19 protein-coding genes are annotated in these 13,338 nt (G+C 48.5%); all 19 read left to right on the forward strand.

The window, feature by feature from the left end:
- The first annotated feature begins 50 nt into the window (after window positions 1-50).
- The 19 genes from BT105_RS01365 (at window position 51) to argR (ending at window position 13,337) form a co-directional block, all read left to right on the forward strand.
- On the forward strand, window positions 51-971 hold the full coding sequence (locus BT105_RS01365; protein ID WP_072299052.1) for a hypothetical protein: 921 nt from the start codon (window positions 51-53) through the stop codon (window positions 969-971).
- Complete coding sequence (locus BT105_RS01370; protein ID WP_072299053.1) at window positions 961-1,464, forward strand: stage III sporulation protein AB; 504 nt, start codon at window positions 961-963, stop codon at window positions 1,462-1,464. Before BT105_RS01365 ends, BT105_RS01370 begins: the two co-directional genes overlap by 11 nt.
- 4 nt (window positions 1,465-1,468) lie before the next feature.
- A complete protein-coding gene (gene spoIIIAC, locus BT105_RS01375; RefSeq protein WP_024859880.1) occupies window positions 1,469-1,666 on the forward strand; it encodes a stage III sporulation protein AC in 198 nt (65 codons plus the stop codon).
- Window positions 1,660-2,049 carry a stage III sporulation AC/AD family protein gene (locus BT105_RS01380; protein ID WP_072299054.1) on the forward strand — a complete coding sequence of 130 codons (390 nt, stop codon included), beginning with the start codon at window positions 1,660-1,662 and terminating at the stop codon, window positions 2,047-2,049. The genes spoIIIAC and BT105_RS01380 overlap by 7 nt, the downstream gene beginning before the upstream one ends.
- Before the next feature lie 7 nt (window positions 2,050-2,056).
- On the forward strand, window positions 2,057-3,151 hold the full coding sequence (locus BT105_RS01385; RefSeq protein WP_072299055.1) for a stage III sporulation protein AE: 1,095 nt from the start codon (window positions 2,057-2,059) through the stop codon (window positions 3,149-3,151).
- Window positions 3,152-3,613: a hypothetical protein gene (locus tag BT105_RS01390; protein WP_072299056.1), complete on the forward strand. Its 462-nt coding sequence runs from the start codon at window positions 3,152-3,154 to the stop codon at window positions 3,611-3,613.
- A complete protein-coding gene (locus tag BT105_RS01395; RefSeq protein WP_072299057.1) occupies window positions 3,600-4,124 on the forward strand; it encodes a hypothetical protein in 525 nt (174 codons plus the stop codon). The genes BT105_RS01390 and BT105_RS01395 overlap by 14 nt, the downstream gene beginning before the upstream one ends.
- 12 nt (window positions 4,125-4,136) lie before the next feature.
- On the forward strand, window positions 4,137-4,688 hold the full coding sequence (locus BT105_RS01400; protein ID WP_072299058.1) for a SpoIIIAH-like family protein: 552 nt from the start codon (window positions 4,137-4,139) through the stop codon (window positions 4,686-4,688).
- 188 nt (window positions 4,689-4,876) lie between these two features.
- A complete protein-coding gene (locus tag BT105_RS01405) occupies window positions 4,877-5,218 on the forward strand; it encodes an Asp23/Gls24 family envelope stress response protein (protein WP_081367756.1) in 342 nt (113 codons plus the stop codon).
- Window positions 5,215-5,679, forward strand: a complete 465-nt coding sequence (locus BT105_RS01410; protein WP_072299059.1) for a GNAT family N-acetyltransferase — start codon at window positions 5,215-5,217, stop codon at window positions 5,677-5,679. The genes BT105_RS01405 and BT105_RS01410 overlap by 4 nt, the downstream gene beginning before the upstream one ends.
- On the forward strand, window positions 5,666-6,082 hold the full coding sequence (gene nusB / locus BT105_RS01415) for a transcription antitermination factor NusB (RefSeq protein WP_028514888.1): 417 nt from the start codon (window positions 5,666-5,668) through the stop codon (window positions 6,080-6,082). Before BT105_RS01410 ends, nusB begins: the two co-directional genes overlap by 14 nt.
- Window positions 6,075-7,022 (forward strand): tRNA (adenosine(37)-N6)-threonylcarbamoyltransferase complex transferase subunit TsaD, encoded by a 948-nt coding sequence (locus BT105_RS01420; protein WP_072299060.1) that lies wholly within the window; start codon window positions 6,075-6,077, stop codon window positions 7,020-7,022. Before nusB ends, BT105_RS01420 begins: the two co-directional genes overlap by 8 nt.
- Window positions 7,022-8,212 (forward strand): exodeoxyribonuclease VII large subunit, encoded by a 1,191-nt coding sequence (xseA, locus tag BT105_RS01425; protein ID WP_072299061.1) that lies wholly within the window; start codon window positions 7,022-7,024, stop codon window positions 8,210-8,212. Before BT105_RS01420 ends, xseA begins: the two co-directional genes overlap by 1 nt.
- A gap of 4 nt (window positions 8,213-8,216) precedes the next feature.
- Entirely contained in the window at window positions 8,217-8,414 is a 198-nt protein-coding gene (gene xseB / locus BT105_RS01430) for an exodeoxyribonuclease VII small subunit (protein WP_028514891.1), read from the forward strand.
- Window positions 8,411-9,301 (forward strand): polyprenyl synthetase family protein, encoded by an 891-nt coding sequence (locus BT105_RS01435; RefSeq protein WP_081367757.1) that lies wholly within the window; start codon window positions 8,411-8,413, stop codon window positions 9,299-9,301. Before xseB ends, BT105_RS01435 begins: the two co-directional genes overlap by 4 nt.
- Window positions 9,302-9,340: 39 nt before the next feature.
- On the forward strand, window positions 9,341-11,239 hold the full coding sequence (gene dxs, locus BT105_RS01440; protein WP_072299062.1) for a 1-deoxy-D-xylulose-5-phosphate synthase: 1,899 nt from the start codon (window positions 9,341-9,343) through the stop codon (window positions 11,237-11,239).
- Complete coding sequence (locus tag BT105_RS01445) at window positions 11,226-12,011, forward strand: TlyA family RNA methyltransferase (RefSeq protein WP_072299063.1); 786 nt, start codon at window positions 11,226-11,228, stop codon at window positions 12,009-12,011. Before dxs ends, BT105_RS01445 begins: the two co-directional genes overlap by 14 nt.
- An 11-nt stretch (window positions 12,012-12,022) precedes the next feature.
- On the forward strand, window positions 12,023-12,877 hold the full coding sequence (locus tag BT105_RS01450; protein WP_072299064.1) for an NAD(+)/NADH kinase: 855 nt from the start codon (window positions 12,023-12,025) through the stop codon (window positions 12,875-12,877).
- Between the two features lie 16 nt (window positions 12,878-12,893).
- Window positions 12,894-13,337, forward strand: a complete 444-nt coding sequence (gene argR / locus BT105_RS01455) for an arginine repressor (RefSeq protein WP_028514896.1) — start codon at window positions 12,894-12,896, stop codon at window positions 13,335-13,337.
- Window position 13,338: the final 1 nt, after the last annotated feature.

The following is a 13,338-nucleotide window of genomic DNA, read 5'->3' on the forward strand; positions in this document are numbered from 1 at the left end:
TTCTAATCACTTTGAAAGATGAATAGTATTAAGTGTAAGGAGTGATGAAAATGCAAGGCAGTACAAGCTTTGAGACAATAACGAGCTATCTCCCCGATAAGCTCCGCCGACTGCTTCTGAATATCCCACGGGATAAACTCAGCGGCTTAATGGAGGTTCGGCTTCGTGCCGGGGGAGCGATGTATCTTGTTTACTCGGACAAGATATCTTTTATACGAAGTGACGGCGGACTTTCTTCCTATTACAATAAGAAGGAAATCTATAATGTGACCGCAGCTGACGTAAAAGAGACTGTGGAGCGGCTGTGCCATTATTCTGTGCACAGCTGTGGAAAACAGCTTTCACAGGGATACTTTGTCGTTAAAAACGGAGTTCGTGTGGGAGTATCAGGAGCATATTCAGCTACCGATAAGCCTGTTCTTACGGAGTTTACATCCCTTAATTTCCGTGTATCAAGGTGTGTTGAGGGCTGTGCAGATGAGTTTTTTGCTTCAAACTATGACAAAAACATCATTATATGCGGCGAAGTCAACTCGGGAAAGACCACTATTCTCCGCGATTTATGCAGACTTACGGGGAATGTCAGAAAGTGCGCCCTTATTGACGAGCGTAACGAGATTTCCTGTCTTTATGACGGTGTTCCGCAAAATGACGTAGGAGCAATGACCGATATTATCAGCAATTCCAGTCGCAGTGCAGGTATAATCTCCGCCGTCCGAACTCTTTCTCCCGAGGTCATCGTATGCGACGAGATAGCTTCTATGTCGGATTCCGAGGCTATAATCAGCGGTATTGGCTGCGGCGTGAAGTTCATAGTGACTGCTCACGGCACTTGCTACGAAGAACTCATTAAGCGTAAAGAGATTGCATATCTCATCGAAAGCGGACTTTTTGACGTCGTTGCCTTTCTTAGGGGAGCTTCAGCTCCATCGAAGATTCGTGAAATAAAGAGGCTGAAAAATGGGAATTAGAGTAATTGCTGCTGTTTTAGCGGCGTTTTGCGGAGCATTTTACGGCTTGAACCGCTCCGAAAAGCTGAAAAAGCGTGTTCTCATCTGTTCAGACGCAGATAAGGTTTTCAGGCTGACTGAGACTATGATAAGGAGCAGCGGAACGGATATATACAGCATTTTTTCGGTTATAAAGCGTGAGAATATCTCTGGGCTGAGCTTTATAAACAAGCTCCCCGATGATTACAGTGCTGACAAGGATTTTCACAGTCTGTGGCGTGAGCTTCTGATGAATGAGCCCGATATACCGCAGGAAGAACAGGGGATACTTCTGGATTTCGGTGAGCTTCTCGGAACAAGCGATATTGACGGACAGCTTAACGGTATCGCCGCAGTAAGGTCACTTATGCAGGAGCTGTATTTGCGGCGCTCCGAGGAATATCACTGCAAGGCGAAGCTTTACAGGAGCGTTGGAGTACTGGCAGGAGTAATGGTAGGAATAATGGTGATATGAGGAAATGGAAATTGATCTGATATTTAAAATCGCTGGCACTGGTATAATTGTTGCCGTTCTTAATCTGGTGCTGAAACGTGCAGAGCGTGAGGAACAGGCTATGATGACCACGCTTGCAGGACTCATAGTAGTTCTTGTGGTAATAATCGACGAGATAGGCGACCTTTTCGACAAGGTCAAGAGTGTGTTCGGACTATGGTAGACAGCTGTTTTTCTGTGGGAGCTTTTTGCCTTGTGGGAGCTCTCATATCCGTAATTTTAAAACAATATTGCTCTGAGCACTCTATGGCTGTAAGTATTGCTGTATGTGTGGGAGTAATGACGTTTTTTGTGCTTCTCTTTGACGACGCCATAGACGAGATAAGAGACATATTTGAAATGGCAGGCATAGCCGAGAGCTACATCTCTATTATCTTCAAGACTCTGGCAATATGCTGTATTACCCATATTACAGCCGAACTGTGCCGTGACAGCGGTGAGGGTGCAATTGCCTCTGCGGCGGAGCTATGGGGCAGAGGAGCGGTGCTTGTTCTTGGACTTCCCGTGTTCAAATCTTTTTTACAGCTGATAGACAAGCTTATTTAGGTGCGTTATGAAAAAGATAGGAATAAAAATAATTATAACTATATTGCTTTTGCTGTTTGCTGTACCTGTTTCAGCTTGTGCAGTCGATGAGCAGGACACAAAAAGCGAGTACACCAAGCAGCTTGATGACATACTTGCAGACTATGACATTGAGACAAACTCTGATGAGATATCTGCTCTTAGTTTCGGGAGCTTCGCAAGGACCATCGCTGCTAAGGTAACTGACAGCGAAACATCGCCGTTCAAGCTTCTCGGAACTATCCTGCTTGTGATAGTTCTGTCAGCGCTGTTGAAAAGTGCAGGGAGTATTGGGTTCAAGGGCTCTGCTGATATTTACGGTCTGGTCAGCGTGCTTACGGCGGTGACTGTAATATCTCCTCAGCTTTTCGCGGCGTTTTCTCGGGCTTCTGAGGCTGTTAACGTCAGCGGTGGTTTTATATCTGTTTTTATCCCCGTATTTTCGGGAGCTGCTGCCGCTTCGGGACATATGACCTCAGCCGCAGTCTATGACGTGGCTGTCCTGGCGGCTTCGGAGCTCATAGTTCAGCTGGTTTCTGCCTTTCTCATGCCCGTTCTCAGTGCAGCCGCTATGCTTTCAATAACGGGTAGTGTTTTCACGCAGAATGACATGAGCGGTGTTGTTCAGCTTCTGAAAAAGGTCATAACATGGGGAATGACTATAACTATGACCGTTTTTATCGGCTTTGTTACGCTGAAATGCAGTCTTGCAGGCAAGACTGACGGCGCAGCCACAAAAGCCGCTCGATTCGTTATATCTGGGAGTGTTCCTGTGGTAGGCGGAGCAGTCTCCGACGCCTATGCCGCAGTCCGCAGCAGCTTCGACCTTATCCGCGGAACAGTGGGGACAGTCGGCTGCATAGCGGTGACCTTCATTGTATTTCCACCAGTGATACAGCTTATGCTTTTTCGCTTTGTTATGTGGATAGGAGCATCGGCTGCGGAGCTTTTCGGCGCAGAGCACATGAAAAAGCTGCTCAGCTCTTTTGACAGCGCCCTTGCCATAGCACAGAGCGTGCTTGCTTGCTATGGCGTGATGTTTGTGCTTTGTACGGGAATACTTATGCATACGGCAGGTGGTTAAATGGAAAACTTTGTTACGGCAGTCCGTGCAGTCTGCTATGTTTCCGTGGGGATATGCATAGTTCGGAGCATTACCGAGGGCACTCGTCTACGCGCACAGGCTGAATTTATCTTGAAGCTGATTTTTGCCGTGGCGGTTACAGCTCCTGTAGTCAGCGGAGTTTTCAACATAGAGCTGCCTGACCTAAGCGCCTTTGACAGAACTGACTACAGCTTTTCGGCGGAGATATATGAAAATGAACTGAGAGCTCAGCTTTCCGAGAATATTTCAGCAGTGCTTAGCGAACAGCTTGCAGCTGCAGGGATAAAAGCTGAAAAAATCAAAACAGAGGTTAATATTTCGGAGGACGGCAGCATAAGTATTAATAGAGTCATTATCAGCACGTCGGACTTTGAGGCGTCAGCCGCTGTTATCCGCGGCAGTATCGGACAAGAAACGGAGGTCATAAATGGAAGTAATTGAAAAAATAAGAGAGCTTCTAAAGAACAGGAAATGGGCTGTATTTATGACCGTATGCGGAACAGCAGGTCTGCTGCTGATAATGATATCGTCGCTTTTGCCCGACAAAAAGGCGGCTCCTGCTGTAAATGCGGAGCGGCAGAGCGTATGCGACAGTGCAGCTTACTGCAAAGACACGGAAAAGCGTCTTGAAGCCTTTCTCAGTGAGATAGACGGGGCAGGAGAGGTGAGAGTTTACCTGACTGTTGGCAGTGAGCAGCGCTATGTGTACGCTACAGAGGGGCGGCACAGCCGCTCGGACAATAAAACGGAGGAGGAAGAGAAATATGTGATAGTCGGCGGCGGAAGCGAGAAAAACGCACTTATCGAAACAGTTGAAGCTCCCGAAATTACTGGAGCGGTGATAGTCTGCGGCGGAGGAGGCGATGCTGCTGTACGTGAACAGATATACAAGGCGGCTGCGGCTGCTCTTGGGATACCGACGGCAAAGATATATGTTGCAAAAATCAGATAAAGGAGAATAACTATGAAAAAACCATCAATAATAATCGGAAAGAAACAGATAATCATGACCTGCCTTACGCTTATGCTGGCAGTTGCGGTGTACATAAACTATGCTGCCTCACCCAAGCTTGCACCAGACAGCAGCTCCATGACTTTCAGAAAGGATACCGACAGTATCAAATACGGCGAGACTGAGTTTGTAAATGCTCCTGCGGAGCCTGCCGCAGAGGACTACTTCGCACAGGCGCGTCTTGACAAGATGAAGGACAGAGATGAGGCGGTTCAGACCTTACAGACCATGATAGGCGGCGGAGATGTTACCGAGGACGAAATGGTAGTGAACGCCCTTGACGCTGTACAGGTATCAAAGCTTATCGAAAGCGAGGGAACTATCGAATCACTGGTGAAAGCTCAGGGCTTTCAGGACTGCGTTGCATACCTTGACGGTGAGAATGCAAAGGTCGTAGTCAAGACCGAGGGACTTGACAAGGCGCAGGCTGCTTCAATAAAGGAGATAATCCTTGGGGAGACCGAGATACCTGCGGAGAATATCCGTATTTTTGAAGTGAAGTAATGAAATGAATAATTATCCATATTTTAAGCGTGGAAAGTGACTTTTTCACGTAAAAATGAAAAATAAATTGTAGTTTTTTGCCGCGTTCCTTGCCTTTTTTGAAATTATATGTTATAATACAATGGTCGGGGTGTAAGCATAATTATAGTTAAAACAAACACCCAAATAAGTGCCCACGGAGGTTCGCTATGGAAGTTGAAGAGATGAAGCCTGAGGTTTCAAGCAGACTTAAGATATCAGACGACGTTATAATCGCCATTGCCAAGCTTGCTGCACTTGATGTCAAGGGCGTGGCAAGCCTTGGCGGCGAGATAGGAAAGATGAGCAAGCTCAGAAGAAACGGTCCTATCAGGATAAGCATGATGGGCGACGTAGCTGCCATAGATATGAAGATAGTCATCAAGAGCGGCGAAAAGGCTGTAAACGTAGCACAGGAGGTCCAGACTGTAGTCAAGGAGAACGTCCAGAACATGACAGGCGTGCCTGTAGCAAGAGTCAACGTTATCGTCAGCGGCGTTGTATTTGAATGATAAGACGATACATACCGTCCGACCTGAAAATGGCTGCCGAGGTATTCCGCGCAGCCTTTGCTGCTGAGCCGTGGAACGAGGAATGGTCTCTTGAGCTTGCCGAGACCAGAATAAAGGAGCTTATGTCAGCTCCGCATTCCATAGGCTATGTGTCCGAGGAGAACGGCGTCATACAGGCTGTACTCTGCGGAAGAAAGCTCACATATCTCCACGGTGTGGAATACGTCATAGACGAGTTCTGCGTGTCGCCTGATATTCAGCGAAGCGGTATAGGTACAGCTGTGCTTGACCATGCCTGCGGGGAGCTTACGGCTGAGGGAGTCGCTGCAATGGCGCTTCTGACTACACGCGGTTATCCAAGCGAGAGATTTTACATAAAAAACGGATTTACGGGCAGCGATACAATGGTTTTCATGTATCGCACCATTAAGAATAAGGAGTGTTCAAATGACAAGACGTGAAATAAGAGACAGCGCATTCAAGCTGGTTTTCGAGCAGCTTCTGCGCGATGATGATATAAATGAGCTGTATGAGATAGCCGAGGAAATTGACGAGATAACCGTAAATGACGAGGTAAAGAAGATCGTCGAGGGAACTCTCGAACACGCTTCGGAGCTTGACGAGATAATCTCAAAGTACAGCAAATCAAGAAGTATTTCGAGAATCTCCAAGCTTAATCTTGCTATTCTCCGCATTGCCATGTTCGAGTCACTCTATGACGACAATACTCCCATGAATGCGGCTATCAGCGAGGCTATAAAGCTTTCCATGATGTATACATATCAGGAGGACACTGCTTTCATCAACGGCGTTCTCGGAGCATTCTCCCGTGATACACAGAAGTCGGAGGGCGAAAATGCCTGAGTATCTGGGAGTCGATACAAGCAATTACACAACCTCTGCTGCGGTATACGTCAGCGAGGAGAACAGGATATACCAGACCAAGAAGCTTCTTCCCGTCAAGGAGGGAGAGCTTGGACTTCGCCAGAGCGACGCGGTTTTCCACCACACCAAGCAGCTTCCCGAGATGATAGAGCAGCTTTTCAGTGAAAACAGCATAGCCATGCCCAAAACGGTAACGGCTTCAGCCAGACCGCGCAACATTGAGGGCTCATATATGCCCTGCTTTCTCTGCGGAGAGGGCTTTGCACGCTCTTACGCAGCTGTAACGGGAGCCAAGCTGTACACCACGTCTCACCAGATAGGTCATATCCTTGCGGCGCTTTATTCTGCGGACAGGCTTGACCTTGTGAACGAGCGCTTCATTGCCTTTCATGTCAGCGGCGGAACTACCGATTGCCTGCTTTGTGAGCCCGATAATGAATGTGTGCTCAGAATAACGGAGATAGGAACTTCTCTCGATTTAAAGGCAGGACAGGCTGTTGACCGTACAGGCGTAATGCTTGGACTGCGTTTTCCATGCGGCGCGGAGCTTGAAAAGCTGGCAATGAACGCCAACAAGCACTTCAAGGCAAAGCCTGTGCTGAAAGACGGAAATTGCTGTCTTTCAGGTCTGGAGAACAAGTGTGGAAATATGCTTGACAGCGGCGAAGCTTCCGAGAACATCGCAAAGTATTGCCTTGATTTTATTGCCGAGACCATACTTGCCATGACAGACCATGCCATAGATAAATATGGCGAGCTGCCGCTGGTTTTTGCAGGCGGAGTAATGTCGGACGTTATTATCCGCGACAGGATAATATCCCGATATCCGTCGGCAAGCTTCGCACAGCCGCAGTTTTCCTGCGATAACGCGGCAGGAGTGGCTATATACGGTTATTTGAAAACCACAGGAGAAAAATAATGCCTGTAATCACAGTTACACAGATAAATAAATACATCGGCTCAATACTGAAAAACGACCGCAATCTGCAAGGCATAATGGTTCGCGGCGAGATATCCAACTACGTGAAGCATTTCCGAAGCGGACATGTTTATTTCACGCTGAAAGACAGCGAGAGCGCTATAAAAGCAGTAATGTTTGCAAGTGCTGCGGCTCGTCTTAAATTCGAGCCCGAGGACGGTATGTCCGTTATTGCCGCAGGCAGTCTTGGAGTTTTCGAGCGTGACGGAGCCTATCAGCTCTACGTCAACGATATAATCCCCGAGGGTGCAGGCAAGGCAAATGTGGCTCTGGAACAGCTGAAAAAGAAGCTCCGGAAAGAGGGCATATTTGCTGAGGAGCACAAGCGTCCCATACCGCCCATGCCAAAGAAGATAGGTGCGGTTACGTCCCTCAGCGGCGCGGCTGTCCGCGATATAATCAATGTGCTTTCAAGGCGCTATCCTCTGGGAGAGATCTATGCCGTTAATGCTCAGGTGCAGGGCGAGGGAGCTCCCGAGTCTGTATGCGCAGGTATACTCAAAGCCGAGGCGGCAGGCTGCGATGTTATCATTGTCGGACGCGGCGGCGGTTCCAGTGAAGACCTGAGTGCGTTCAATACGGAAAAAGTGGCGTATGCCATATACAACTGCAAGGTGCCTGTGATATCGGCTGTTGGACATGAGACCGACTTTACTGTTGCTGACCTTGCCGCAGACCTTCGAGCTCCTACACCATCGGCGGCGGCGGAGATTGCAGCTCCCGATATAACGCTGCTTTACGAAAAAATAGCCCTTTTGGAGCGCAGAGCGGAGCGTTCTGCTTTGTCTGTTCTGGACAAGTCTACTGACAGGTTCGTAGCGCTGAATGCGCGGCTCACGGCACAGTCTCCCGAGAATCGTCTGAAGCTTACGGCGGAAAGGCTCAGTGCCTTTGACAAGCGCCGAGATACAGCCTTTCTGCGGTACATGGACAGGCTTGAACGCCAGCTTGAAGAAAAGGCTGCAAGGCTTGACAGTCTCAGTCCGCTGAAAGTTCTTTCGCGCGGCTATTCGCTGGTATACAAGGGCGAGAAGCTGCTCAGCAGCTCCGAAGCTCTCAAAAAGGGCGACAAAATAAAGATAGGCTTCGGAAGCGGCGGCGCAGAAGCCGAGATAACTGATAAATGGTGATAAAATGGAAGAAAAGCTTACATTTGAAGATAATATGACTCGTCTCGGCAAGATAGTATCCGAGCTTGAAAAGGGCGATATCCCCCTTGAAAAAGCTGTGGAGCTCTACGGCGAGGGCGTTAAGCTCTCGGCGGCTTGCAGAAAGCAGCTTGACGAAGCTCAGATAAAAATAACCGAGGACGACGGAGGAATGGAAAAATGAGTAATTTCAAGGAAACAATGCAGGAATACATAACATTTACAGAGGCTAATCTCAAAAAGTACAACGCTTTTTCCGAGAGCATGGCGGCTCAGAAGAACCTAATCGACGCCATGAATTATTCTCTTGAAGCAGGCGGAAAGCGTATCCGTCCCGTTCTTGTGTATGCATTCTGCAATGCTCTCGGAGCTGATTACAAGAAAGCAGCTGCACCTGCTGCTGCTATCGAGATGATACACACATTCTCGCTTATCCACGACGACCTTCCTGCTATGGACAACGACGATTTCCGCCGCGGAAAGCCCTCCTGTCACAAGGCTTTCGGCGAGGCAATGGCTATTCTTGCAGGTGACGCGCTTTGTATGCTGCCATTCGAGGTCATCGCCGATGACAAGCAGCTCACTGCCGAACAGAAGGTAAGACTTGTTTCATGTCTTGCAAAGGGCTCAGGCAGAGAAGGCATGGGCGGCGGACAGGTCATCGACATGGAAAACGAGGAGCGCACTGACGTTGACGAGGCTAATCTCCGCAATATGTACCACCACAAGACAGGTCAGCTCATCGCTGTGTCCTGTATGATGGGCTGTATCTGTGCAGGTGCTGACGAGGAGAAGATACAGGCTGCTGCCGATTACGGCTTCAAGCTTGGACTTGCTTTCCAGATAATCGACGATATACTTGACGTAACAAGCACTACTGAGGAGCTTGGCAAACCCGTCGGCAGCGACGAGGAGGAGAACAAGACCACCTTTGTTACTCTCTATGGAGTTGAAAAGGCTCAGGAGATCGCAAATAATATAACCGAAGAGGCTCTCAGCTGCCTTGAAAAATTCGGAAACGACGCATTTCTTACAGAACTTACGGAAATGCTTCTGAAAAGAAAGAATTAACGCAAAGGAGCTGCGGAGCTTATCCGCATTTCATAGAATATGAAAGAAAATATAAGTAATAATGAAAAGGTGACGCTGGAGGAGCTCCAGCTGCCTCAGGATCTGAAAAAGCTTACTATTTCTCAGTGTAACGGACTTTGCAAGGAGATAAGAACTATACTTATTTCCACAGTTTCAAAAACAGGCGGACACCTTGCTTCAAATCTGGGAGCTGTAGAGCTTACAATGGCTCTACACCGCAATTTCAATTCTCCCGAGGATAAGATAGTCTGGGACGTCGGTCATCAGGCTTATACTCACAAGATACTTACAGGCAGACTTGACAGATTCTCCACACTCAGGCAGGAGAACGGCATATCAGGCTTTCCCAAGCCCTCCGAGTCCGAGCATGATACGTTTATCAGCGGACACAGCAGCACATCTGTCTCCGTTGCCTGCGGCATATCCGAAGCTATGAAGCTTCAGGGTAAGGACAACTATGCGGTAGCCGTAATAGGTGACGGAGCTATGTCGGGCGGTATGTTCTACGAGGCTATGAACAACTGCGGCAGAGACCGTCAGTGCAATCTCATAGTAGTCCTCAACGACAACAATATGTCTATTTCCAAGAGCGTAGGAGCTCTTTCAAAATACCTCACATCTCTGCGTAATACCGAGAGATATCTTCATACAAAGAGAGCTGTTGAGCGCGGACTTGAAAAGATACCTCTTGTCGGCAAGAGCGTTACCAAGGGTATCAAGAACGTTAAGGACTCAGTAAAATCAAACATTCTTGAGCAGAGCACCATGTTCGAGGATATGGGCTTCATCTATCTCGGACCTGTCAACGGACACAATCTTGCGGAGCTTGAAGAGGTTTTCCACATGGCTAAGTCCTATCATCAGCCTGTGTTTATCCATGTCAAGACCGTAAAGGGCAAGGGCTACAGCCCTGCCGAGGCAAATCCCGGTGAGTATCACGGTATCTCGAAATTTGACATAGCTACGGGTAATCCCGAGGTAGCCGCCGCAGACAGCTACTCCACCGTTTTCGGCAAGGAGCTCGTAAAGCTTGCCGATAAGGACGAGAAGCTCTGCGCTATCACAGCGGCTATGAAGTACGGTACGGGCTTGCAGTTTTTCCACTTCAAGTATCCCGACAGATTCTTCGATGTTGGTATTGCCGAGCAGCACGCAGTAACCTTTGCAGGCGGACTTGCCTCCATGGGAATGACTCCTGTATTTGCGGTATATTCCACATTTTTACAGAGAGCCTACGACCAGCTCGTCCATGACGTTGCTATAGGCGGACTTCACGTTGTCCTCGGCGTTGACCGTGCAGGCATTGTGGGCGAGGACGGCGAGACACATCAGGGACTCCTCGACGTGCCTATGCTTACTTCCATACCGAATACAACAGTTTATTCGCCCTCATGCTACATGGAGATGAAAATGTGCATGAGAAAGGCTATATACGAGGATAAGGGACTTGCGGCAGTGCGCTATCCGAGAGGCTCTGAAAAAATGGAGTTCGACCAGTCCGATATCACAACAGAATGGCTCTTCAAGCAGCTCAGCGGCAGCAAAACTCTTATCATTACATACGGCAGATTATATAATGAAGCTATCAAGGCTCAGAAAGAGCTTGAAAAGAGCGGCATAAACTGCGATATATTGAAGCTTACAAAGATATTCCCGCTTGACGGCAAGCTGGGCGATGAGATAAAGCAGTACCCGAGGATAGTATTCTTTGAGGAGTCTATGGGCGAGGGAAGTATTTCCGAGAAAGTCGGTGATATCCTCTCGGAGCTTGGCTACTGCGGAGACTACAGCAGAGTTACCGCAGACGGCTTTGTAAAGCAGGCGTCCGTGCGCTCATGTCTTGACAAGCTTGGACTTACAAGATGCAGAATGGCGGATTATATCCGTAACAGGAGCAATAATAATGGCAAGGCTTGACAGCGAGCTGGTCTTACGGGGACTTGCAAGAAGCCGCCAGCGTGCCAAGGAAATGATACTTGCAGGAAATGTCACTGTCAACGGAAAGACAGCAAAAAAAGCTTCCGATGAAGTAACTGCCGAGGACGTTATCGAGTCATCTGAGAGCGAGAGCTACGTCGGACGCGGCGCTCTGAAGCTTGAAAAGGCAGCCGAGGTATTCGGACTTGACTTCAAAGATAAGGTCTGTCTCGATATCGGAGCTTCTACAGGCGGATTCACAGATTTTATGCTGCAAAACGGAGCAGCTAAGGTCTTTGCAGTCGATACGGGACATGGTCAGCTTGCACAGCGACTTGTTGACGATGACCGAGTTGTCAATATGGAGGGCACTGATATCCGTGACGTTACCGTCGATGACCTTGGCGGACAGGCTGATATCATATCCGTGGACGTTTCGTTCATTTCCCTTACCAAGATACTTTCCAAGGTCTATGAGCTCCTCAAAGAGGGCGCAGCAGCCGCTGTGCTCATAAAGCCGCAGTTTGAGGCAGGCAGGAGCGATATCGGCAAGCGCGGCATAGTCAAGGACAGAAAAGTCCATATCCGTGTATTGTCGGAAATAGACAGCTTTGCACAGGCTATCGGTTTTTTGACCGAGCAGTACACCTATTCGCCCGTCCGCGGCGGCAGCGGCAATATAGAGTATCTTGTGAAACTCAGAAAAACCACAGGAGAGCCTAAGATACATGACTTCAAGGAGCTGACAGACAGTTCATTCACTAAACTATAAGGAGTGCGTTTATGAAGGCAGCGTTGTACCCTAATTTCCAGAAGACCAATGCGCTCAGCTGCGCCCGTGAAGCCTGTGATGTGCTTGCGGACTGCGGCATTGATGTTTCGGTCAGCGAAATATTCAGAAATGATTTTTCAGACAAACCGCACGTAAGCTTTGAAGATATAAACGAGGCTGTAAAGACAGCAGACGTAGTTCTTGCCATAGGCGGCGACGGAACTATCCTTCGCTGTGCAAAGCTGCTTATGGGCAGCGATACCAAGCTTCTCGGTATAAATACGGGAACTCTCGGCTTCATGGCAGGTCTTGAAGCTGACCAGCTCGACAAGCTGAGCCTGCTCACTACAGGTGAGTATGACATATCACAGCGAATGACTCTTGATGTATTATATCACGGTAAGGACGGCGACGTTACGGCAACTGTCCTCAACGAAGTCTCGGCCCGCTCGGGCAGCTTCAGGATATGCGACTTTGAAGTCTATTCCGAAGGATATCTTGTGGGAAAATACCGTGCAGACGGTGTGCTTTTCAGTACTCCATCAGGCTCAACTGCCTATGCGCTGTCCGCAGGCGGTCCCGTTATCGAGCCAGACCTTGAATGTATAGAGATGACGCTTATATGTCCTCATTCTCTGTTTTCGAGAGCTACCATGTTCTCACCAAGCCGCAGACTTCGCATGAAGGTAACGACTACCCGAGAGGACAGCATGGTCATAAACGTGGACGGAGAGCATTTCATAGATCTTGCCCGTGAAGAATCAATAGAGATATTCCGCGGAAGGAACAATATAAACTTCATAGACCTTATAGGAAATTCCTTCCACGAATCTCTTTGCAAAAAAATGTGCAAGCCCATAAAATAAGGAGCACGGTGGTATTATGAAAAACCGCAGACATGAAGCAATTCTTGAAATAATAACCGAGCAGCCCGTCGCAACTCAGGAGAGGCTTATCGAGCTGCTTGCAGAGCGCGGAATAAAGACCACGCAGGCAACCCTGTCCCGTGACATACAGCAGCTCTCATTAGTGAAGCAGCGCGATGACAAGGGCATTTACCGCTATACTATGCCTGCAGCGGCTATCACGGAAAAGTCTCTCTTTGAAGAAGCCGTTATATCGGTGGATTACGCCATGAATACCATTGTTCTCAAATGCCGTGCAGGCATGGCGCAGGGCACCTGTGCCGCCATAGACTCCGTGGAGCATCAGGGCGTTGTGGGAACAATCGCAGGCGACGATACTATCTTTATACTGGTGCGGAGCGAAGCCGACGCAAAGAAGCTTTCCAAGAAGTTTCGCAGCGAGCTTTTCCCCAGGAGGTAAA

The organism is Ruminococcus flavefaciens, assembly GCF_900119075.1.
In the GTDB taxonomy this organism is placed as follows: Bacteria; Bacillota; Clostridia; order Oscillospirales; family Ruminococcaceae; genus Ruminococcus; species Ruminococcus flavefaciens_Q.